The organism is Sphingobacterium sp. lm-10, assembly GCF_023554555.1.
In the GTDB taxonomy this organism is placed as follows: domain Bacteria; phylum Bacteroidota; class Bacteroidia; order Sphingobacteriales; family Sphingobacteriaceae; genus Sphingobacterium.
Genome location: NZ_JAMJWC010000001.1, coordinates 2,311,640 through 2,335,553, shown reverse-complemented (window position 1 = coordinate 2,335,553; position 23,914 = coordinate 2,311,640). Strand labels below are relative to the sequence as shown.

Genomic DNA, 23,914 nt, shown 5'->3' with positions numbered 1-23,914 from the left:
TGATCTTCAACTTATGAATAATCTACGGAACAAACCAACTTAATCGTTTTAGTGCAAAATGACTGAGACAAATTCTCAGCACCCTATTTCTAACCTGTAAAGCAGAACACTTTTGTTCGCCATTTAACTTATTAATTTTTATGAATAACAACTATAATCGATTGTTGGCATTCAAGCTCTGTGTGGTTATTATACTAACCATGATTACCGGAGCCTATGCCGCCGGTTTTGCGCAGAAAGTCTCCCTTTCTGTCAACAAGGCTAATCTGGAAGAGGTTTTCAACACGATCTCTCGTCAGACAAATTATCGTTTTTTATACAACGACGACGTGATCAGGTCTGCTGAACCTGTATCTATTAATGTAAAAGATGCTGCGGTGGAAGATGTGTTAAAAAAGGTGCTGAACAGCAACCTATACACATTCAAAGTGATCGCCGAGACCATCACAATCAATGTGAAACCAGGAGTCACTACTCCGACACCTAACAGAGCCAATCTAGAATCATGGCAAGGTACCGTCCGGGGTACGGTCAAAGGGCCAAACGGTCTGGTGTTGTCAGGTGCTACGATCAAGATATTACGTACAGGTCTGGTGCGTACGGCCGATCAAGACGGAAATTTCCAAATCGCTGCCGCTGGCAATGATGTGTTAGAGATTTCCTTTGTGGGCTATCAGAAAGCCACTGTTCGTGTGGAGAACAGACAAACGATTGCTGTCGTCTTGCAAGAGTTATCTGCTGAAATCGAAGCAGTTAATGTGATCTCTACCGGATATCAAACACTCGATAGAAAGCACTTTACGGGTGCAACTTCCCGTGTAAGTGCGGAAGAAGCAGAGCGTTTTGGCGTGCCAGACGTGTCGCGAATGCTAGAAGGACAGGCAGCAGGTGTATCTGTACAGAACGTATCGGGTACATTTGGGGCAGCACCTAAAATTCGTGTTCGTGGAGCAACTTCTATCACTGGTGACAACAAGCCGCTGTGGGTAATTGACGGTGTTATCTTAGATGACTTAGTGAATGTCTCTAACGAAGCTTTATCTTCTGGAGATCCCAATACCTTATTAGGTTCATCCGTAGCAGGTCTAAATCCAGATGATATTGAATCGTTCACCGTACTAAAAGATGCTGCCGCAACGGCCTTGTATGGAGCTGCCGCAATGAATGGGGTAGTCGTCGTAACTACTAAGAAAGGACGCAACACAGAAGGTGCAGTCAATGTAAACTACTCTGGGAACTATTCCACCTATATCAAGCCCAATTATCGTCAATTCGACATTATGAACTCTGCCGAGCAGATGTCTATGTTGATCGATATGGAGAATATGGGCTATTTCAACCACTCTGGAGTATCTCGTGCCAATACTACTGGCGTTTTTGGAAAGATGTACAACCAAATGTATGACTACAATCCAACGAATGATACATTTGCTTTGCGCAATGATGCACCATCGCGTTATGCCTTTCTACAACGCTATGCGAATGCTAATACCGATTGGTTTGATTTATTATTTCAATCGAGATTGATTCACGATCACTCCTTGAGCATCAGTGGTGGTACGGCAAAATCGCAGAACTATGTGTCCACCAGTTTTATGCATGATAAAGGTTTTACGATCGGTAATGAAGCTAAGCGCTTTACTGCTAACGTGCGTAATAACTACAATTTTAATGATAAATTGAGGGGAGAGCTATTATTTACTGGAATGATCCGAGACCAAATGGCGCCGGGAACATTGACACGAGCATCAGACCCCGTTTATGGTAGTTTCTCTAGAGATTTTGATATCAATCCCTATTCTTATGCTTTAAATACCAGCCGTATCATTACTCCTTACAACGAAGATGGTTCGCTAGAATATTTTACCAGAGAATATGCGCCATTCAATATTCTAAATGAGTTAGATAATAATTACATGCACCTCAAGCAGATGGATATCAAGGTACAGGGAGGTTTGCGGTACGATATATTGCCACAGCTTACCTATTCCGTAGATGGTATGTATCGGTATGTAAATAACGAAAACCAACATATCATGACGGAATATTCCAATGCTGCACAAGCTTATCGGGCCAATCAGGATCAAACCATCAATGGGGCTAACCGATTCTTGTATGCCGATCCAGATTTTCCAAATACAGATAGATTCGTCGTACTGCCGAACGGTGGATTTTTCAATACGAGGAATGATAATATGATCAGTTACTATGTACGTAACAACTTGGAGTACAATCAGCAGTTTGGAGATCACTCTGTACAAGGATTTGCGACATTAGAAATCCGTAAAAATGACCGTCAAAACCACAACTTTACCGGGCCGGGAATGGAATTCGATAATGGTAACTTAGTTTTGGGTAACTCGCGCTTTTACAAAAGATTATTCGAAAGTGGCGGTGCACCATTTGGTATGTGGTATGCCTTTGATCGTCAAGTAGGTTTAGCATTCCGCGGAGCGTACAACTACAAAGAAAAATACTCTTTAAACTTTACTACACGATACGATGGATCTAACAGAATGGGTAAGTCTACCACGGCACGCTGGTTGCCAACTTGGAACCTTTCAGGTGCTTGGGACATTGATCGCGAAAACTTCTTCAATCAAGATAATGGCGTGGTTTCCAGTTTGAGACTTCGCGGTACTTATGGATTAACAGCAGTAATGGGTAACGCATCTAATGCCATTGCCTATTTTCAGAACGGCCTTACCTATCGCCCGTATGAAGATGAGCGCGAAGGGAAGATCACGATTGCTGGTTTAGAAAATTCGGAATTGACTTGGGAAAAAATGTACGAAAGTAACTTCGGTACAGATATCGGGCTCTTCGATAACCGCTTGGATGTTCACGTAGATTATTATCGTCGTAACATGTTTGACCTTATCGGAGCTGTACGTACCAGTGGTATTGGCGGACAATTTATAAAGACCGCAAATTACTCCGATATGATAGGCCAAGGTGTGGATGCGGAAATTGGAGGATTTCCAATTCGCAAAGAAAACTTCCGTTGGAGAACCTCTTTAACTTACGGGTATAATAAAACAGAAATTACTAGGCTAGATGTCAATTCTAATATTTGGGATTTAGTCCGTGCAGAAGGTGGTGCTTTATTAGGTGGTCCTCACCGTGGTATGTATTCCTTGAATTTCGAAAAATTATCTGCAGAGCGGGGTTACCCGATGTTTACCGGTCCAGACGGTAGACCCGGACAGACGTATTTCTGGTTGCAGGATACCGATACCGAATTTTTGGAATATCACGGTCCAGTTGATCCGGTGCACATGGGAGGATTTTACAATAGATTTGAATACAAAAACTTCTCGCTATCCTTCTTAATGAAATTCTCATTCGGAAACTATGTTCGCTTACAACCGGCGTACTCAGCACAGTATTCTGACATATACAACGTATCAAAGGATCTGATCAATCGCTGGCTTTATAAAGGTGATGAGCGCTTAGTCGTTATACCGTCTATTATCGATGCCTATGCAAACAATGCAGAGCTGATCAGTGAAACGGGATCGCAAAATGGGGCATCTTACACGTACAATGCCTATAACTACTCGACGGAACGTGTAGCAAAAGGAGATTACATCCGCTTATCGCAAGTCACATTTGGTTATGCGTTGCCGCGTAGCGTGCTGAATACATTGAGGATGCGTACGGGAGCCGTGAATTTTGTGGCCAATAACCTATTCATTCTCTATGCGGACAAGAAGTTAAATGGTGTGGATCCTGAATTTTACAGTACAGGTGGTGTGGCGTTGCCTGTGCCGCGTCAGCTTACGCTTTCCGTAAAATTGGGCTTTTAAAAGAAAACGATATGAAAAAGAAACTAATAGCAGCTTGGAGTTGCGGAGTGATACTCCTTTCACTCTTCTCTTCATGTGAGAAATATTTGGATCAGAATCCGGATATGCGAGCCGAGTTGAATACCACAGATAAAATTAAACGCTTGGTGACTAATGCTTATCCTGGTCAAAATTACTTGGCCATGATGGAGACCTATTCCGACAATGTGGAGGATAAAGGCGTGGGTGATCTAAACGATCCTGTTAGATCGCTGTACTTTTGGGAAGATATAGCGGATAATGGCACCTCGACACCCACTTCCTACTGGAATGCGTGTTATTCGGCCATTGCGTCAGCAAATCATGCCTTGCGAGCCATAGAGCAGCAGCCAGACTTAGGCGCAGCCGTATTGCCTTATAAAGGCGAAGCGCTTGTGGCTAGGGCTTATGCGCACTTTATGTTGGTCAATTTGTTTGCGAAGGTGTACGAAATCGGTGGTGCTAATAATTCTCCCGGTATCCCCTATGCGACAGATCCTGAAACAAGCGTAATCCAAGAATACGACCGTGGTACCGTCGCTAGCGTATATGCAGCGATACGGGCAGATTTGGAAGAGGGTATTCCTCTTTTAAATGGTGGTACTTGGGAAGTGCCTAAATACCACTTCACTCCAGCGGCAGCGCACGCATTCGCTTCTCGATTCTACCTGTTTACAGGCGAGTGGGAGAAAGTAGTTTCTCACGCCAGCGCCATTTTTGCAGGTGGTGACTTTACCGGTCGTATCCGCCCGTACAATTCCACTTTCAGAACGATGTCGTTTGAAGAAACTAGAATTGCCTATACTCGGGCCAATCAACCTTTTAACTTATTGATCAACGAAACGTATTCCAATTACCAACGATTCACAGGTTCACGCTATGCAATGGGTGTTCGGATTTTTAACGAAGTGTATAACGGACAGACTGCCGCAGGAAACAGTTTCTATAATTTCGGACTTTCTTACGGGCCGCCGCACTATACTACTTACATCTGGCGAGAACACTTCCACGTAACGGATGCAGCGGCAAACATTGGATTCCCGCAATTGATGGTACCCGTACTCGTGACGGATGAAGCTTTGCTGAGCCGCGCAGAAGCGCACTTAGAGTTGGGCAATAATGCTGCGGCCTTGGCAGATTTGAACCTGATAGCAAGCAATCGCGTGAGAGACTACAATCCTTCAGCGCACGCCGTTACCGCAGAAAAATCGAAAGTACATTTCAACCTTACCGATGACAAGCAAGCGCTGATTGAAACGACATTAGAATTTAAGCGTTTGGCGTTTATTGATGAGGGCTTGCGTTGGTTAGATATCATTCGCAAGAAGCTTCCCGTACGACACAATGTAATTGATGCGCAAGAAAGAGAATCATTTATAGACTTGGGGCCTGAAGATCCTAGACGTGTGTTTCAAATTCCAGTAGATGCTAATTTATCTAATATTGCACCTAATCCAAGATAATCAATGAAAAGTATATATATAAAAGGATTTGCACTAGTAAGTATTTTGTTGCTTGGTGCTTGTCGCGACAACGAACAACTAGATATCGATTTATCAAACTACGATACGTTTGCTCCGGGGCCTGTTGATGATTGGATTCGGACCAATTTAACCGATCATTATAATATCGATGTAGTATACCGCTATCAGCGTAATATGCACGACGTGGATCGAAATGTTTCTCCTCCAGATCAAGGTAGAGTGATCCCGCAGATGTCTATCGTATTAGAAGGCTTTTTGAAACTCTACGAAAAAGTGGGCGGTACGACTTTTATCAAAACCTACACCCCGAAACAATTTGCCCTATTTGGAAGCGGTAATTACCGCCCAGATGGCGTGGTGATTGCCGGAACGGCGGATGCCGGAAGACGCATTACTTTGTATGGGTTGAATGGATTGAATGAAACCAATGCAGGATCTGTTTTGGGCAATTTGGGTGTGGTGCATCATGAGTTTGTGCACATCTTAAATCAAATTCGTTTCATCCCACCTAGTTTTGAGCAAGTCAGTCGCGGAGATTACTTCTCTAACTGGAATAGTCCTGATAATCCAGAGTCTCTGAGCCGCTCTTTGGGGTTTGTTTCTCAGTATGCGCGGCAAAACATTGGCGAGGATTTCGCTGAAACAATGTCGTCGCTGATTGTCAACGGACAGATCGGGTACAATAAGTATGCAGCAGAATCTGGAGAAGTCGGGCAAGATCGCCTAAAGCGTAAAGAAGCCGTGGTCAGAGATTATATGGAGCAAAATTTTGAGATCAATCTTACAGAGCTTCAATACGAGTTTGCGAAAATAATGAGCGAGAAGTATAATAGCTCGGCATTTACATTCAATAGCGCGTTAGCTTCTAATGCGGTTTCACATATTGTAGTGAACAACACCGCTTCGTATCACAATGAACACGGACGTTCTCAAGCATTTCAGGATCAGGTTTATGGTCCATCTAGTGCAAGTTTTGCGGCTAGTGGTCAGCCATTAAATAGATTTGAGGTACATTTTCAATCTAGCACCAAGATGACGATACGTGTTAGTTTCGGCGGATTTATGGCGTATTACGATTTTGATATTGCCAATTCAAATGGTCGTTACACCTTTACTTTTTCCGAAACGCAGGGCACTGGAACCGTGTATAACAACGGTAATGTAGGGTGGGTACTTCTTGGTGCATTCCCTATATTGGAGTATTTCTCAAACAATACTTTTATTCCTGATTGGTTCCCCCGGAATGTGGATCCAACGGTGGATACGTACTTAAAATATGCTGGATTTTCTACAGTCAGTGACCCAGCGAGTTATTTTTACGGTGAATTTATATCAAGATAAGGAGTTATGAAGAGATTATTATATATACTTGGAGCGATCATTTTCCTTTCCAGTTGTGATCGGTCAAACGAAGTCGAGTTAGTCATTGGAGAACCATCTGAACGAATAAGTGACACGTTGGCACGTGTACAATCTACTTTAATTGGCGCTCCGAATGGTTGGGTCGCCTACACGACAACGGAACGTAACGGTGGTTACGGATTTTACTTCAATTTTCAAGAAGACAATAAGCTACAGATGGTAGCGGATTTGACCAATGCTTCGGCGACAGAAATAAAAGAGTCTACTTATCGTGTGCGACAGATTATGGCTGCTACATTGGTATTCGACACCTACACCTACCTCACGATGTTACAGGATCCTGATCCAGGAAGCTTTGGTGGTACTGCAGGGCAGGGAATGGGAAGTGACGTGGAATACGAATACCAGCGCATGACCAGTGATAGTATGTTTTTTACGGGTAGAAGGTTCAAAAAAGAGCTTGTATTGGTGAAGGCCACTAGCGCGCAGCAGCAGAGCTATATGGGCGGAGAGTATTTGAGTGCAATCAATAAATTTCGCGAGTTTTTTGCTAATACACCAAATCCATATATCCCACTCGATGGATTGCGCTATGCATTGACCTCCAATCACAATAACAAGGCGATAAGTATCACCGCTTTGAATAATGGCGATGTGCTGCAGTCTGTGGAGAAATTTTATTATACGCTACAAGGAGCTGCACCAACACATACACTAGTGAGCGGCGATTTGCGCGTGAAGAATTTGTTTTTCCAAGGGAATGATTTGTACGCTACGCTGTATACTGGCGAGAATATCAAGGTAGAAAGTTCTAGCACGCCAATCCTTCCGCTACACTTAACCATGGGAATTGGTTATGTTGGAATTAGAAGCCCATGGCTGACATACTTTCAGGGAACGTCTCCTAAGGGATTGGATATTCTTAAAAGATATCACGACGGTATAGTTACCTATGCTACAGGTTATGTGCTGAATTATGGCTATCTCGATATATCTTGGAATGTGAATAATCGTCGGATTACAATTGCTGGATATTCCAGTAATGATGGCGGAGTCAATAATTTTTGGGCAACTAATGTAGTGTATGATTATGAATTGGATAATGAGACAGGTGTCTATACGCTAACATTCCGTTCGGGTCCATCTGGAGGTTATACAGCTCGCGTTCTAGATCAACTTATGACTTTCTTAAATAGTAGTCGTATACGTTTAGATTATTACGTTTCAGGCGGAGATTTGTATGGGCAAATAATTGGTGTTGATGATACGGATGTTGTTATGACATTTCAGTTGCGCTAAACAGAAACTAAATAGTGGCAAGGTAGCTATTGGAAAGTTCATCTTGCTACTATCGATTACTCCAATAACGGAGTGATCTTTAAACTTAAAAAAATACTAATATGGCATTTAGAACAATATTTTTCATTCTAGCGATGTTAATATCGCTACTCTTTGGCTGTGCCAAAGATGACTCGCCCGATTCCTCTCTAGTAGGAGAGTGGACGGCAAACGATACCCATAAAATCACGATCAATGGAGATCAAACTACGCATACTTCAGATGTCGTGAATAGGGATTTCCGCCCGAGGATAGTTTTCAATGCAAATGGTACCGGAACAAAATATCTGTTCGATGAAGCCAATGCTTCTATTCAGGAGACATTTACTTACTCTGTGAATGGAGATCACATGACCTTAGTGGAGGGGACTACAAGTTCTAATGTGATGTATTCAATTCAAACGTATAATTCTATTGTTAGATTGATTATCACCACCAATGTGGAAGAACCCAACGGTGTGAAGATCGAAACCCGAGAGCATTACATTAGAAAATAGAGCTAACTTTTTTGTATAGTTATAGATAACCCTTAGACCAATTTGGTCTAAGGGTTTCATTTTGGTGGTTAATCTACCATGTAATTGAAATTGAGTTGGATTTTTTCGTTTTCGAAAAACGAATTAAAATGCTAGAACCATTTTTAATTGTTTAAAAATGGAAGATGTGTACTTGGATAGAAGTGTTCCAAACACCTGAATGGATCTGTATTATTTGCTAACGCAACCAGAATTGGCTTGCCATTAGAAACTTGTACAAACTTCCACAGATTGTTTGATCCGAAGTGAGTAGAAGGAACGTAATAGCCGTCTGGTAAAAGTTTTTGGAGAGAAATATCCATGTAGTATCTCTGATTGGTGGGGTTATAGAATACTTGTGTAGATGGAAATGGGACATAGTGTTCACTACTTCCATTATATCTTCCGATATGACTGTGGTAGGCGGTGTAATAATAAACAGTTGATGTTAGTAGTTCTAAGCTCTCATTTAACCCTGTATTATTCACTAAGTGATTACAATTTATAGAGTGCTGTGTTACCATGCACTCTACAAATCTATATACCATGAGTGCAGTACCATAGGGGGTAGCAATGCCAATTATTAGATCGGCTAATTCTTTACCCATTGCTATAGCCTGATCTCTCGATACACCGTTCGACTTTCCGTCGAGTGCGTCCATTGCCTCTTGCATGATTGTACAAGGAATAGCAGCTTTCAGTAGACAAGTAACAAGTTTAGATGTTTGATCGCATGGTGTAGATGAACTTGTATTAGGTAGGAGTTCATATGCATTGTAAGCTGTGATTATAACTCCAAGTGCACCTATCGATGGATTGTCAAGCGAACCAAACGCATCGATGATCTGTTGATTGGTGTAGCCATAGTTGTTTCTTAATAAATTTAGTGAGTTACTTATTATGTTTTGCCCAATCAAAGTTTGCTGTTGGTAACTCAAGTTAGGAAAGTCGACACCATTTAATTGACCAAAGTTGAGAACAGCGTTCGTGATAACCTGATCATCATTGTTTGGAGGAACGGGGATGTTTGCATTGGGATCGTCGAGGTTTTTTGTATTTGAAGATGTTTCTTCTTGATTTGTAAAGTTTCCACTTTCTAGTGTTTCTCGTGAACAAGAGTTCCAGGTGATTAATAGAATGGATAATATTAAGACTTTTGGCAAGATTTTTTTCAAAACATTCATATTTGGCTATTATTTTTAAGGGGCTAGTTTTGTTAGAAATGTTAATCATTTTTCTATTTTAAATTTCAATTTAAAATTGATCAAGGCGGTATTTTTTGTAATGACGTTGTCATTTTTTTAAGTTGTTAGGTGAAGTTTAGTTTTTGACGGATAATTAGTTTTTCATTTAAAGAGGTAGCTGTTTGTTGGTTTCAATGATTTCATTTTCAGCGTCTTTTATAAATATAGGGAATTTTTCACTACTTGGGTATAAAATTTATTTTGAGAACTTTGTAGCTTTTTTACCAGATGGTTTTACTGGATTGCAAATAATCTTCGTATTCATTTTAGGCGGCAAGACTTTGTTGTCCATTGTGTAACTGGGGTAATTATTGCACGATTAAAGTAAAGGTTAAATCAATACGATGAGATCTCATACATGAATGAGATCTCACAGGATGAATACAATCTATTACTTTTAAGAACAAAGCCACCGTGTTTTTTCACGGTGGCTTTGTGTTACAGAAAGATCTACTGGATTACTCAAAATCTGGCGGTGTTTCGGTTTGCAGTTCAGCATAATTTTTAAAATTATCCAAAATGGCTTGCCAACCTGCACGCTGGAATTCTGGTTCGTGTATATCCTCAGGATCGAAAATGGTCGTCACCAAAACACCTTCGGCTGTTTCAGAGAAATGTGTATTTACCTTGCGTCCGTCGGTGATCGTATACGCTAGGTGATCTGGTGCCGATACGTCTGTGTACACCGCTTCAAAGTCAAAGCCTGTTGTCCCATCTTTTGCCTCCATACGTGCTTTGTATTCACCGCCCGGCTGTAGATCTACTGTTGCGCTTGGACAGGTCCAGTCGTCGGAAGCAAAATTCCAATAAATAATATGCTCGGGATTGGTGTAAAAATTCCAAGCTGCTTCCAGTGTGGTGTTGACGGTAGTGGAAATGGTAATAGCCGTTGTGCTCATGTCTTTTTTAAATTAATATCTTGTTCTTTTTTTCTAAAGCGAATGATACGTTCGATTAAAGCAAGGGGTAAATTATCCTTTAACGGAAATTGGACGGAGCCTTTTCCTCGCTTATAGACCGCTAAGTCTTTCGCAAAAGCTTCATGTCCGCTAGGCGTAGCATAAAATCCTATGTGATTTTTAAATGCAGCAAAATAGATCAAAGGCTTGCCATGCAATTTATAGGCCGGCATGCCATATGAAATACTTTCATCTGCATCAGGTGCTATGGTGTGAATTAAGCGACGAATCTCCGATAGCCTATTTTGTACTTCGGTAGGAAACGAGGCGATGTATTCATCCACATTAGCCCACACGGGTGTGTTCATATTGCTTTATATCTTGTGTAAAATAAGCGTGTCGAATATCATGCCTAAAATTAATTCTTATAAAAAAATAAGCCTCCCCATCTAGGGAAGGCTTATGATAAATCTAAATGGTCGATCAGGGGATATTAGACTTCGCAGATCGCCTTTAGTATTTCTAAAGCTTTTGGCCAGGTTTTGTTCATATGATCCGCATACTCGCCATCATCGCTAACCTCAACGCGTACCGTAGTTACCCCATCCTTTTGTTCGTAATAGTAGTTTTCAAATGCGTCATCCCATCCAGCGACTTCCGGACCTTCCGTGATTTTCTTTCCATTTTGCAACATACCATAATGATGAATAGAGATAAATTCATTCGGATCGTGTTCAACTATTTCGGCGAGCATGCCGTGTTTTTCACCATTCCTGTCCAATGATGTGAAGCAAATTTTGTCACCCTTATTCCAACCGCCTTCGAAGTCAGATGTCGAGCTAAAGGGCTTTGTCCATTCCTGATACGTTTTTCTGTCGATCATTGTTGCTGCGACCTTATCGATCGGCGCATGAATGTCTATAGTATAGTTTAATCTGTCCATGATCTTCTATTTTTGATATCTTTTATAGGTTAAATCGGAAAATTAATCATCCAGCGTACGCCAAATTTGTCGGTGAAAGATCCAAAATAATCGCCCCAAAACATGTCTTCCATAGGCATTTCAACTTCGCCTTCGGCGGAAAGACCAGCAAATAGGCGATCCGCTTCTTCGCGGCTGTCGGGCGTAATGGAGATATAATGGTTATTGCCTTGGTGCAGGACGTGTCCAGCACTTTTTAAGCAGTCTGATGCCATTAGGTATTGCTGCTTACCGAGCGGTATGGATGCGTGCATCACATAATTCTTTTCTTCGTCTGGGATGTCTGCATTAGGCACATCCCGCATAAACTGTAAAGTAAGTTCGCCACCGAAAACAGACTGGTAAAAGCGGAAAGCTTCTTCGGTTTTACCTTCAAAATTGAGATAAGGATTTGCAATCATTTTTTTAGGGTTTTATCGTATTTGCACTAGTGTAAAATAGGCAATCATATGTTATCTGGACAAAACTAAGCGTTTCCGAATCTTTCCCACTTGTCCTATGACAAGAAATAAATTCAACCGATGTCTTTACGGATTCGACTTAGGGAGGTGTCTGTAACGCCAAGATAGCTAGCAATTTGTTTTAGGGGGGCGTATTTGATCACCTGAGGTTTGTTTGCGATAATGTTTAAATACCGTGCTCGGGCTGACAGGGTGATGATATCGATGGATCGTTGCTTGAACTGAAAGAGTTTATTGGTCATCCACAGGCGACCCCATTCACTAAAACCGGGGATGGCATGAAATAACTCTTGAAAAATGCCGTAAGGCAACACCCATCCGCTGCCATCGGTTATCGCTTGCATATCCTCTTGAAGTGGCGTTCACTGAAATAGGGAAAGTACTTCAATAACGACTTCATGATCGCCAAAAAAATCCGTAGTTATCTCATCTCCATGGTAATCATGTGTGAAAGAACGAATGAGCCCACTTTCCAACACTAAATATTCGTTTAGCACTTTGCCGCGTTCGTAAAGCACTTCCCCCTTCGTGAAATGCCTTGGCTGATGTGCATCCATCAGCCGCTGAATATCTTCCGGATTAAGCAGGGGATGTTGATACACTTGTGATAAAATACGCTCTTTCATCTTCTTAATGGATAGTGGATTATACGAATATAAAAAAGCCTGTCCATTATTTTTGGACAGGCTTTGATAAGTTTTGAAAAACTAGCTACGCATACGAGAAAATGGCATCTTTAGACTCTAGTTCCGAATAACCCATCAGGTATTCATCCACTTTTCTGGCGCATTCGCGGCCCTCTGAAATGGCCCAAACAACCAAAGATTGACCTCTGCGCATATCGCCCGCAGCGAAATATTTAGTTTTAGAAGTCTGATATTCTCCTTCTTTTGCATTCACGTTTCCGCGTTCGTCGTAAGAGATACCAGCTTGGTCTAATAAGCCTTCGTGTTGAGGATGCAAGAAGCCCATTGCTAAGGTCACCAGCTCACAAGGAATCTCTCGCTCCGATCCTTCCACCTCGTTGAATTTGGTTGGTCGGCCATTAGCATCGGTTTCCCACGCTAAGTCGACGACTAAAGCCGCGCGCAGATTGCCCTGCTCATCACCTAAAAATTCCTTCGTGCTTACACTCCAATATCTGTCACAGCCTTCCTCGTGCGAGGTTGTCGTCTTTAACAGCATAGGGTAGGTTGGCCATGGCATTGCTGCGGTACGCTCCTTCGGAGGTTGTGGCATCAATTCAAATTGGGAAACGCTTTTAGCTCCTTGACGATTCGATGTGCCGACGCAGTCGGAACCTGTATCGCCACCACCAATGACCAATACATTTTTCCCGGTAGCCGTGATTTCTTCTACTTCGATAGGGGAGCTGCCTACTCGTTTGTTTTGTTGCTTCAAGAACTCCATGGCGTAGTGTACACCTTTCAATTCCCTTCCTGGAATGTTGAGGTTACGAGGAATAGTCGATCCGCCGGATAGTACTACGGCATCGTACTCTTCCAACTCACTCGTCGGTACGTTTTTGCCTACTTCTGCATTCGTTCTAAATTCAATGCCCGACTGCTGCATGATATCCACCCGACGGTCAATGATCGATTTGTCCAATTTAAAATCAGGTATGCCGTAGCGTAGGAGACCGCCCACTTTATCATCTCTTTCATAAACCACGACATCGTGCCCTGCTTTATTGAGCTGCGCTGCTGCAGCTAGGCCAGCAGGCCCTCCGCCTACAACAGCTACTTTTTTTCCTGTTTTCAGATAGCTCTTAAGCGGTTGCACATAACCTTTCTTAAAGGCGATTTCAATGATGTGTTTTTCAATCTCTTCTATAGAAACCGGTGGTTTGTTGATGCCTAATACGCAGGCAGCCTCACAAGGTGCCGGACAGATCCTTCCGGTAAACTCCGGGAAGTTATTGGTAGAAACTAGTATTTGGTAGGCTTCTTCCCACTTGGCATCATATACCGCATCATTGAATTCGGGGATTACATTGCCCAGTGGGCAACCGGAGTGACAAAATGGAATGCCACAATTCATGCATCGAGCCGCCTGATCATTGAGCTGCTTATCGGAATAAGGTTGTACAAATTCCTCATAGTTTTTTACGCGATTGCCTGCCGCATCTTTCTGTGGAGCGACTCTATCATATTCTAAAAATCCTGTTGGTTTTCCCATAACTTTTCCTCCGCTAAGCGACCACTAATTTTTTATTTAACACATTTTTGTATTCTCTTGGGAATACTTTAATGAACTTGTATTTTTCATTTGCCCAATGCTGCAAGATATAAGATGCTCGCGCACTATTGGTGAGATGGATATGTTTCTTCAAGAGCACGATGATCTCGTTTTCATCTTCGGTATCTAAAGGATCCAGATCCACCATCTCTTGATTACAATTATCTCGGAAGGTTTCATTGATGTCGTAAATCCAAGCGATTCCTCCGCTCATACCTGCCGCAAAGTTTCGACCGGTAGCGCCTAAGATCAATGCTCTACCTCCCGTCATGTACTCACATCCGTGATCGCCAATACCTTCTACCACTGCCGTAGCTCCAGAGTTACGCACCGCGAAGCGCTCGCCCGCTAAACCATTTATGTATAGATGTCCGGTTGTGGCACCGTAGAGTGCTACATTGCCAATGATGATATTATCTTCCGGCGTGAGTGTGCTTTCCTTGGCCGGGTAAATTGCTAGCTGAGCACCTGACAGACCCTTACCTACATAATCGTTGGCTTCGCCTTCCAGTTCGAATGAAAGCCCTTTAGCAGCAAATGCACCAAATGATTGTCCGGCAGATCCTTCAAATTTGAAATTGATGGTGTCATCAGGCAGACCTTTTGAACCATAAATTTTAGAGATCTCATTGGATAGCATGGTGCCGATTGTACGATCGGTATTCTTCACTTTGAAAGTGCCGAATACAGGATCTTTGACTTCTAAAGCGCGTTCTGCTTGCTTAAGCAATGCCCAATCCAGGATCATGCTCATGCCATGATCTTGCTCTTCGGTATTATATAATGAGTCTTCAGAGAAATTTCTGGCAACATACAGGATACCGGAAAAATCGACTTTTTGTGCTTTCCAGTGTGGGATATCTTCGCGTTTTTTCAAGAATTGTGCTTTTCCTACCATCTCATTGATAGTGCGGAAGCCTAATTCGGCCATGGTTTCCCGCATTTCTTCTGCTAAGAAGTGGAATAAATGCACCACATCTTCTGGCTTGCCAGAGAAGAGCTTGCGTAGTTCTGGATCTTGCGTAGCAACGCCTACTGGACAGGTGTTAAGGTGGCACTTGCGCATCATGATACAGCCACCCGCAATTAACGCTGCGGTAGCCACTCCCCATTCTTCAGCGCCTAATAATGTCGCGATGACCAAGTCCCGCCCGGTTTTCATCTGTCCGTCTGCCTGCAATACAATCCGGCTACGTAATCTGTTTTGCACCAAGGTTTGGTGCGCTTCTGCTAAACCAAGTTCCCACGGTAATCCAGCGTGTTTCACGGAGCTTAGCGGCGATGCACCTGTACCGCCATCATATCCAGCGATTAAGATCACATCGGCATGTGCTTTGGCTACACCCGCTGCAATAGTACCTACACCGGCTTTAGAAACCAACTTTACATTGATCCTTGCCGTGCGGTTGGCATTCTTTAAGTCGAAGATGAGCTGTGCTAAATCTTCAATAGAGTAAATATCGTGATGAGGAGGAGGAGATATGAGTCCAACGCCGGGTGTAGAGTGACGTACTTTGGCGATCCATTCATCCACTTTGTGGCCAGGTAGCTGTCCACCTTCTCCTGGTTTGGCTCCTTGAGCCATTTTGATCTGAATTTCATCGGCCTGCGTGAGGTAATTGGATGTGACACCAAAACGGGCAGAGGCTACTTGTTTTATAGCCGAGCGCATGGAATCGCCATTCTCTAAAGGAGTGTAGCGTACTTCATCTTCACCTCCCTCGCCTGTATTTGATTTACCACCAACGCGGTTCATCGCAATTGCTAAAGTACTGTGCGCTTCATGAGAAATGGATCCGAAAGACATGGCACCTGTCGCAAAACGTTTCAGAATCTCACTAGCTGGCTCTACTTCATCTAGTGGTACAGGTATGCGATGCTTCGCAAAGTCTAGTAAACCACGTAGGGTAAACATACGCTCCTGCTGATTATTGATTAAGGAAGCATATTTCTTATAAGAGGAATAGTCATTGTTACGACAAGCTTGCTGCAATAAGTGTACAGTTTGTGGGTTCCACAAATGGCCTTCTCCACGTCGTTTCCACTGGTAAATGCCGCCTTCTGGTAAAATTTCCTTTGGTACGCGACCTTGTTCGAAACTTTTGGCGTGTTTAGATAACGCCTCGCGGGCGATATCATCTAAGGTCAGTCCTCCGATCCGGGATACGGATCCACAGAAGTAGGTGTCTACCACTTCCTTATCAATACCTAATATTTCGAAAATCTGTGCACCATGATAGGATTGTAAAGTCGAAATTCCCATTTTAGAAAAGATCTTTAACAGTCCTGCACATACTGCTTTTACATAGTTTTTGCGCAGCTCATCCCAAGAAAGATCGGTATCCAGTTGTTTCTCTTCTTTCATGGTGCGAATACTGGCCAAGGCCATGTATGGATTGATTGCGGTAGCACCGAATGCTAACAGACAGGCAAAATGATGTACTTCCCAAGCATCCCCCGCTTCGACCACTAAGCCTACCGCACCACGATTACCTGTTTTGATCAGGTGATGGTGCACGGCAGATACAGCGAGTATCGATGGAATTGCTGCATGCTGAGAATCTATCGCGCGATCAGATAAGATCAATACCTCGAAACCATCTTTCACGGCATCATCCGCGTAGCGGCAAAGGCGTTCTATACCTGCTTCCAGCGAACCGGGTTGTCCGTCTGCTTTAAAATAAGTTTGCAGTGTCTTCGCTTGAAATACACCAGTATCAATAGAGCGTAATTTCTCTAATTCGCCTGATGTAATGATGGGATGCTCCAGCATTACACAGTGGCAAAACTTTTTGTCCTCAATCAAGATATTGCCGGCATTACCGATAAACGTGGCTAAGCTCATCACCAAACGCTCCCTGATAGGATCGATGGGTGGATTGGTTACTTGTGCAAAGAATTGCTTGAAATAGCTAGATAAATGCTGTGGCTGATCGGAAAGTACGGCTAAAGGCACATCAGTACCCATAGAGCCAATTGGCTCATAGCCGGTAAGCGCCATTGGGGCGATTATCGTTTCTAGATCTTCCCGTGTATACCCAAATGATTGTTGGTATTTGAAGACAGATTCTTTGGATAAATAGGTGAAAGTTACACGCGGTTCCGCTAATTCCTTCAACTTGATTTTATAGTTATCCAGCCATTCGCCGTACGGTTGCTGGCGCACTAATTCTCCCTTGACCTCTTCGTCCGTGCGCACTCGTCCTGCTTCCATATCCACTACGAAGATTTTTCCCGGCTGTTGTCTACCTTTTTCGATGATCAATTCTTCTGGAATGGGTAAGGCACCGGCTTCGGAAGATGCGACAACGCGATCGTCTGAAGTAATCGCATAGCGAAGTGGGCGCAATCCATTACGGTCTAAGGTGGCGCCGATAATTTTTCCGTCGGTGAAACATAGTGCAGCAGGACCATCCCATGGTTCCATCAACGTAGCGTGGTATTCGTAAAATGCGCGTTTCAACGGATCCATCTGTGTATTGCCATCCCAAGCTTCGGGTACCAACATCAGCATGACATGAGGAAGACTACGGCCAGAATGCAATAGCAATTCGACTACATTGTCCAAGCAGGCAGAATCAGATTGTCCTTTATCCACTACTGGAAGAAGGATATCCATCTCCTCTTTGGTAAAATAGGGAGAAGACAAGGCTCTAGCGCCGGCGTAGAACCAATTTAGGTTTCCGGTCAAGGTGTTGATCTCTCCATTATGCGCCATCATACGGAATGGCTGCGCCAAAGCCCATGAAGGGAAAGTATTCGTAGAAAAACGGGAGTGTACCAACCCGAAGGCAGATATCACGCGCGCATCATGTAAATCGGTGTAATAGGTGCCTACCTGATAGGTTGTGAGTTGTCCTTTGTAAATGATCGTTTTGCAGGATAATGACGCAAAATATAGGGGTAGGGGATATTCTTGATGTTCTTTTACCTTCTGCACAATCAGGCGGCGAAGGACATACAATTTTCTCTCGAAATCTTCTGTGTTCTTGATGCCCTCCGGGCGAGAAACGAAAAATTGCACAATCTCTGGCTCCGCGCTTAATGCCGTAGGGCCGATGCCATCCCGGTTCACCGGAACATCACGAAAGCCAAGAAATTCCATTCCTCGCTCTTTCGTTGCCTCTTCAATAAGGGATCGGCAAAGTGCATTCAGCTTCTGTTCTTTTGGTAAAAATACCATACCGGCGCCATAGTAGCCCGGTTCCTGTAACTGTATGCCCAGGCTAATACATTCCTCCCACAAGAACTCGTGTGGTAACTGAATCATAATCCCCGCACCGTCACCGCTCTCTGGATCACAACCACAGGCACCGCGGTGTTCCATGTTTTCTAACATGGTTAATGCATCTGCAACCTGATTATGCGATTTTAATCCTTTTATATGTGCAACAAATCCTACACCGCAGGCATCATGCTCAAACTCCGGATTATATAACCCGGATGCCTGCAAACTATCGTACATCATACTTCCTCTATTATTTAGTCTGCTAATATAATAATAAATCCAATATTATTTTAATCAATTTTCATTTTTAGGCTCGTTATGTTGATACAAATTTAAACAAGAACTGATTATATCGTATTATTTGTATTTTATGGTTGATTTATTGATAAAATTGAAATGACAATAAATCTCCCTCTTCTCCATGAAGTACCTGCCATATTCGCGCCAAAGCAGTTGGAGTAGGGTAGATTTTATGTATCGACAAGCTTTTCATCAAAAAAGGCTACCTTTGTTTAAAAGGATTTACCATCTTAATTTTTAATAGATCATGACGAAAAACAGAGGTCCTATTTCTCAATTTATAGAGAAAAACTACCTTCACTTCAACGCTGCGGCTCTGGTAGATGCAGCTAAAGGCTATGAAACACATTTGGACGAAGGGGGAAAGATGTTGGTTTCATTGGCTGGTGCGATGAGTACGGCAGAGTTGGGTATTTCTCTGGCAGAGATGATTCGCCAGGATAAAGTGGCCATCATTTCTTGTACAGGTGCCAACCTGGAAGAGGATGTAATGAACTTGGTGGCGCATTCGCACTATAAACGTGTACCAAACTACCGCGATCTGACTCCGCAAGACGAATGGGATTTGTTGGAAAATCACTATAATCGCGTTACGGATACTTGTATTCCAGAAGAGGAAGCTTTCCGCCGTTTGCAATCTCATTTGGAAGCGGCCTGGAAGAAGGCAGAAGCGAATGGCGAACGTTATTTTCCACACGAATTTCTGTATCAGGTGGTGCGCTCCGGTGATTTAGAGCAGTATTATGAAATCGATCCAAAGAACTCTTGGATCTTGGCAGCCGCGGAAAAAAATATTCCTATTGTCGTACCAGGATGGGAAGATTCTACTACCGGTAATATCTTCGCATCTTATGTGATCAAAGGGCAGTTGCAGGCATCTACCGTAAAATCGGGTATTGAATACATGGTTTACTTGACAGAGTGGTATCGCGAGAACTCTGGTGGTAAAGGTGTTGGCTTTTTCCAAATTGGTGGAGGTATTGCGGGCGATTTTCCTATCTGTGTAGTGCCTATGATGTATCAAGATTTGGAATGGCACGATGTTCCTTTCTGGTCGTATTTCTGTCAGATCTCTGATTCCACGACTTCGTATGGCTCTTATTCTGGTGCTGTACCAAACGAAAAGATTACGTGGGGTAAGCTTGATATCAATACACCGAAGTTTATTGTAGAATCGGATGCAACGATTGTAGCACCATTGATTTTTGCCTGGATTTTAGGTCAATAATTTTACGATGTCTAACCTGCTGACAAATAACCCCATTGCGCTAAATGCGCTGATGAGTGAAACGCTTTTCTCTGTGGATTTTACCGCGGAACAGGAGGCGTCAAATAGTTTTCAGCAGGCCGAGGCACAGCAATTCAGTACTCCTCCGGCTGGTATCACCCCGGTGATCGTTCCGGAGGAGTTTATTTACCAGGGATCGGTTGAAAAGCAGATTCTTTTTATCTTACGCTATCCCGATTACGATTACTTCTCTCCTGGAGCGCAGGACGCTTTTGAGCGAATTCTATCTGCAGTAGACCTTCGCATGGAAGATGTTGCCGTGGTCAATCTAGCCAACGCGCACAACCCTAATGATTTCAAACGAATCATGCAGTTCTTCCAGCCTACACGGATTACTTTGCTGGGTGTAGAGCCTTCTTCGTTGGTGTTGCCTCCGATTCCGCACAATGCGTATATGAAAGGAAGGGTAGCTACCGTTTTCAATACCTACAGCTTTGAAGAGATGTTTACCAATGTCGAGAAGAAAAAATCGTTCTGGCTGGAATTCAAAAAATTTATAACGAATGACTAAACTGGTATTTGCCACCAATAATGCCCACAAGCTGGAAGAAGTAAAGGCGATGTTAGGGGCAGAGTTCGATTTGCTGTCACTGGCAGATATTGGCTGTACAGCTGATATTCCAGAAACAGGAGATACGTTTGAGCACAATGCGAAGCAGAAAAGTGATTATATCCTTACGCATTTCCAAATGGATTGCTTTGCTGACGATTCGGGTTTAGAAATCGATGCGCTGGATGGGGAGCCCGGTGTATATTCTGCGCACTATAGTGGTACGAGGGATATGGAGCAGAACATTGCCCTGGTATTGGAGAATTTAGGAGATAATCTGTATCGAACAGCACGTTTTCGTACAGTCATCTCTCTTTCTATTAATGGCCAACAGCATTTCTTTGAAGGGAGTGTAGAAGGTAATATTATCAGTGATGAACGTGGTGGAGCGGGCTTTGGTTATGATCCTATCTTTATACCAAAAGGCTATGAAGAGACATTTGCCCAGATGAGTGCCGAGCAGAAGAATAAAATCAGTCATCGCGCGGTAGCAGTCAAGAAGTTGGTCGCTTTTTTACGCAGTCAACAATAATTTCAATTTCTTTTCAACGCTATTTCAGCGATAGTTTGGACGTTAATACGACGGTTTTATAGGGCATATCTTCTTTCTGTTCCATTGCTTCAAACAAAATTTCAGTAGCCTTTAGGCCTTGTTCACCGGGATACTGCTCAATACTTCCCATGGGTGGGTTGTCCATATATTGCCACAAAGGATAGTTTGCGAAGCTGATGAAAAAGATATCCTGATTTAGTGCTAATCCTTTTGTTTTAACGTAGCGAATAACGTCTAGCGTCACGAAATCGTTAAAGGAAACTACTGCGGATGGTCGATCGGGCAAATTGCAAAGTGTTTCCATCGCAGTCTCATTCCCTTCCAATGTAAGATCCGTATGAACGGTGTAGTTAGGATCAAATGGGATACCTTGTTTTTTCAAGGCCATCTCAAAACTATGTAGCCGTTGCTTTGAGGCAATCATGGTATCAGGGCCGTTGATCAAGGCTATTTTTTGATGTCCGCGACTTACAAAGGCTTCAATAGCTTCTTCCATTCCTGTCGCAAGATCGCTAAATACGCGATGTACATCGGTACGCTCGGGCACGCGGTCGAAGAATACTACGGGGATATTCGACTGGCGAAGGGAATCAACGAATGTTAAATCCGCTGTGTTTTTACTGAGGGAAATTAATAAACCATCTACCCGGTGTTTCTTAAATGTCTGGACAATGTTTAACTCCCTTTGTTCATCATCTAGGGACTGACCCAAAATGACGGTATAATCTCTTTCGCTTGCGTACTGTTCGATGGAGCTGATCGCCTCCGTAAAAAAAGGTTCGACTAACATAGGCAGTATGACGCCTATTGTGAAAGTTTTCCGTTGTTTAAAGAAGATAGCTGTTTGGTTCGGTTCGTATTTTAATTCTTCGGCCATCTTTTTCACGCGCATAGTCGTCACTAAGCCAATACTTGGATGGTCATTTAGCGCGCGAGATACCGTTGACGTTGAAATGTTTAGTTTTCGCGCTATTTCCTTAATGGTCGCTGGTTTTTTATTAGCCATGAGCTAAATTAGATATAATTATTTATATTTTTTTAACTCGCGCGGCGCTCTGGGATGCAATTCTTTTACGATTTCTATTCCGTTACTATTTCCTGTCGTATTGCGAGCTGCGCGAGCTTGTGTCGTAGCTGGGTAGGCGTTATTCAAGCTATGAAAAAGTGCAGTGAACGTCATGGACTCTCTCGGATCTCCAAAATTATACAAAATGTTGTCTTGTATAGGCGTAGGATACGTGGCAGGAATACCATCCCAATAATCTGTATAACCTCTGGCGTTGATGATTTTAAACGAAGCTGCCCAAAGATCCACTCTATTCATGATGGTCTCTGGAAAGAAGCCCATGGGTTTGCCATAGGTGCTAGGGGTTGAAGTGCCTGGTTTTACAGCCTGCTGACTGCCAATAATCTCCATCCTGCGTGATCCAGCGTCTTGGTTGCCATTTGGGTTGTAGTATGCCTGCAGCGCACTAATGACTAACTCACTGGCTGAAGCGGTATTGTTACCAATCAAAAAATAGAGTTTCCGGGGATTAAGTGTTGTGCTTTTAACAAAGTTGACATCATCGAACTCTCTAGCATATCGCCCTTGACGGAGCGCTGGGTTGGTGTCGGATTTGTACATTAATTGGCGGTCGCCTTCGGTATTGATCAAATGATTGGCCAAGTATTCTGCTGCATGCACATAACCGCCTACATTGTACCGAAAATCTACGATAATATCCTGCACCTGCTCACTATTAAAACGCGAAAATATGCCATCTAATTTTGCTCTAAATGGTGTGCCTGTTCCAGAACTGGTTCGCGTTTGTTCGAAAGATGACAGCGCGAAGTATCCGATTTTACGACCTTGCAACGTATAAATGGTGTCGGCTACTAATGGGTCTATCTCGTAATTGCCATATTGCAATTCGTGGCTAATTATCACGCCTGCACGCTCCACCACAATCGTAAAAGATGGACTTTCCAGTGCTTCGGCAACCAGATTAATAGCAGTTCGGCTTAAAATGGTACCATCATTTGATAAAGGAACTTCCAAATTTCGATTCTCGTTGATCCCAACAATCTTGTCGCCGCGTTGAATGCCTACTCGCGCAGCGGGCGAACCACCTTCTACAAAACTGATATAGATGTGTGCAACCGGCGCAGCATCAACCCGAGCCAGTGTTTCGAAGATGCCATATCCATCCGATCGGTCTGCCCGCAGGTTGGTGCCGCCTGCTGATGTTTCTTCGACAAAAGAAAATCGATCAAGTGGGCCATTATATCCCGCGTGAAAAGGCGTTTGTGCTTTCATGGCATTTAAAATGCTGCGCGCATTGGTGATCAAGTCTGCATTAGTAGCAAAAAAACGGTCAGTAAATGCACTGATCGGGTTTGCATTCTCTACAGAACTGGTCCAGTAGGATTGTTGCTTAAAATAGAAGTAAATGCTGTCCGACACCAATTGTTCTGTGGTACGTGGAACAGTGGGCTCAGGCGGTGCTGTCGGAGCAACTTCTTTTTTACAGGAAGAGGCGAAGAAGAACCCATATATCAATAGCAGAAGATAGAAGGCAAATGGGCGTACCCTCGTTAGTGGGATGAGCTGCTTCCTATCAGCTTGCAGGGTTCTCAATGGTATTGTCTTCATGTCGTTTTGG

The 23,914-nt window shown here is 43.2% G+C and carries 19 protein-coding genes; 8 read left to right on the top strand and 11 right to left on the bottom strand.

Features of this window, described 5'->3' with window-relative positions; translation table 11 throughout:
* The first annotated feature begins 140 nt into the window (after window positions 1–140).
* The 5 genes from M8998_RS09435 (at window position 141) to M8998_RS09415 (ending at window position 8,508) form a co-directional block, all read left to right on the top strand.
* The gene (locus M8998_RS09435) at window positions 141–3,809 is read left to right on the top strand and encodes a SusC/RagA family TonB-linked outer membrane protein (protein WP_249992317.1); all 3,669 of its coding nucleotides are present in this window, start codon (window positions 141–143) and stop codon (window positions 3,807–3,809) included.
* Window positions 3,810–3,820: 11 nt separating this feature from the next.
* A complete protein-coding gene (locus M8998_RS09430) occupies window positions 3,821–5,290 on the top strand; it encodes a RagB/SusD family nutrient uptake outer membrane protein (RefSeq protein WP_249992316.1) in 1,470 nt (489 codons plus the stop codon).
* Between the two features lie 3 nt (window positions 5,291–5,293).
* Window positions 5,294–6,652, top strand: a complete 1,359-nt coding sequence (locus M8998_RS09425) for a substrate import-associated zinc metallohydrolase lipoprotein (protein WP_249992315.1) — start codon at window positions 5,294–5,296, stop codon at window positions 6,650–6,652.
* 6 nt (window positions 6,653–6,658) lie between these two features.
* A complete protein-coding gene (locus M8998_RS09420) occupies window positions 6,659–7,972 on the top strand; it encodes a DUF4302 domain-containing protein (protein WP_249992314.1) in 1,314 nt (437 codons plus the stop codon).
* A gap of 101 nt (window positions 7,973–8,073) precedes the next feature.
* Complete coding sequence (locus M8998_RS09415; protein WP_249992313.1) at window positions 8,074–8,508, top strand: lipocalin family protein; 435 nt, start codon at window positions 8,074–8,076, stop codon at window positions 8,506–8,508.
* Window positions 8,509–8,651: 143 nt separating this feature from the next.
* On the opposite strand, the gene M8998_RS09410 is transcribed toward M8998_RS09415, so the two are convergent.
* From M8998_RS09410 to gltB, 9 genes are all read right to left on the bottom strand, one after another.
* Entirely contained in the window at window positions 8,652–9,710 is a 1,059-nt protein-coding gene (locus M8998_RS09410) for a hypothetical protein (RefSeq protein ID WP_249992312.1), read from the bottom strand.
* A 518-nt stretch (window positions 9,711–10,228) separates the two neighbouring features.
* On the bottom strand, window positions 10,229–10,669 hold the full coding sequence (locus M8998_RS09405; RefSeq protein ID WP_249992311.1) for an SRPBCC domain-containing protein: 441 nt from the start codon (window positions 10,667–10,669) through the stop codon (window positions 10,229–10,231).
* Window positions 10,666–11,037 carry an iron chaperone gene (locus tag M8998_RS09400; RefSeq protein ID WP_249992310.1) on the bottom strand — a complete coding sequence of 124 codons (372 nt, stop codon included), beginning with the start codon at window positions 11,035–11,037 and terminating at the stop codon, window positions 10,666–10,668. Before M8998_RS09400 ends, M8998_RS09405 begins: the two co-directional genes overlap by 4 nt.
* A gap of 125 nt (window positions 11,038–11,162) precedes the next feature.
* The gene (locus M8998_RS09395) at window positions 11,163–11,612 is read right to left on the bottom strand and encodes an SRPBCC family protein (protein ID WP_249992309.1); all 450 of its coding nucleotides are present in this window, start codon (window positions 11,610–11,612) and stop codon (window positions 11,163–11,165) included.
* Window positions 11,613–11,641: 29 nt separating this feature from the next.
* Complete coding sequence (locus tag M8998_RS09390) at window positions 11,642–12,052, bottom strand: VOC family protein (protein ID WP_249992308.1); 411 nt, start codon at window positions 12,050–12,052, stop codon at window positions 11,642–11,644.
* Window positions 12,053–12,165: 113 nt separating this feature from the next.
* On the bottom strand, window positions 12,166–12,456 hold the full coding sequence (locus M8998_RS09385) for a Crp/Fnr family transcriptional regulator (RefSeq protein ID WP_249992307.1): 291 nt from the start codon (window positions 12,454–12,456) through the stop codon (window positions 12,166–12,168).
* An 18-nt stretch (window positions 12,457–12,474) separates the two neighbouring features.
* The gene (locus M8998_RS09380) at window positions 12,475–12,738 is read right to left on the bottom strand and encodes a Crp/Fnr family transcriptional regulator (protein ID WP_249992306.1); all 264 of its coding nucleotides are present in this window, start codon (window positions 12,736–12,738) and stop codon (window positions 12,475–12,477) included.
* Window positions 12,739–12,823: 85 nt separating this feature from the next.
* Window positions 12,824–14,290: a glutamate synthase subunit beta gene (locus M8998_RS09375; protein WP_249992305.1), complete on the bottom strand. Its 1,467-nt coding sequence runs from the start codon at window positions 14,288–14,290 to the stop codon at window positions 12,824–12,826.
* Between the two features lie 13 nt (window positions 14,291–14,303).
* Window positions 14,304–18,818 carry a glutamate synthase large subunit gene (gene gltB, locus M8998_RS09370; RefSeq protein WP_249992304.1) on the bottom strand — a complete coding sequence of 1,505 codons (4,515 nt, stop codon included), beginning with the start codon at window positions 18,816–18,818 and terminating at the stop codon, window positions 14,304–14,306.
* Between the two features lie 307 nt (window positions 18,819–19,125).
* Between gltB and M8998_RS09365 the strand changes: the two genes are divergently transcribed.
* From M8998_RS09365 to M8998_RS09355, 3 genes are read left to right on the top strand one after another with little or no spacing between them, the layout of a single operon-like run.
* A complete protein-coding gene (locus M8998_RS09365) occupies window positions 19,126–20,106 on the top strand; it encodes a deoxyhypusine synthase family protein (protein ID WP_249992303.1) in 981 nt (326 codons plus the stop codon).
* 7 nt (window positions 20,107–20,113) lie between these two features.
* Window positions 20,114–20,677, top strand: a complete 564-nt coding sequence (locus M8998_RS09360; protein ID WP_249992302.1) for a hypothetical protein — start codon at window positions 20,114–20,116, stop codon at window positions 20,675–20,677.
* Window positions 20,670–21,248 carry a non-canonical purine NTP diphosphatase gene (locus tag M8998_RS09355; protein ID WP_249992301.1) on the top strand — a complete coding sequence of 193 codons (579 nt, stop codon included), beginning with the start codon at window positions 20,670–20,672 and terminating at the stop codon, window positions 21,246–21,248. The genes M8998_RS09360 and M8998_RS09355 overlap by 8 nt, the downstream gene beginning before the upstream one ends.
* 19 nt (window positions 21,249–21,267) lie before the next feature.
* Here the strand turns inward: M8998_RS09355 and M8998_RS09350 are convergent, their stop codons facing one another.
* Both M8998_RS09350 and M8998_RS09345 read right to left on the bottom strand, forming a co-directional pair.
* Window positions 21,268–22,275 carry a LacI family DNA-binding transcriptional regulator gene (locus M8998_RS09350; RefSeq protein ID WP_249992300.1) on the bottom strand — a complete coding sequence of 336 codons (1,008 nt, stop codon included), beginning with the start codon at window positions 22,273–22,275 and terminating at the stop codon, window positions 21,268–21,270.
* A gap of 18 nt (window positions 22,276–22,293) precedes the next feature.
* Window positions 22,294–23,904, bottom strand: a complete 1,611-nt coding sequence (locus M8998_RS09345) for a S41 family peptidase (RefSeq protein ID WP_249992299.1) — start codon at window positions 23,902–23,904, stop codon at window positions 22,294–22,296.
* Window positions 23,905–23,914: the final 10 nt, after the last annotated feature.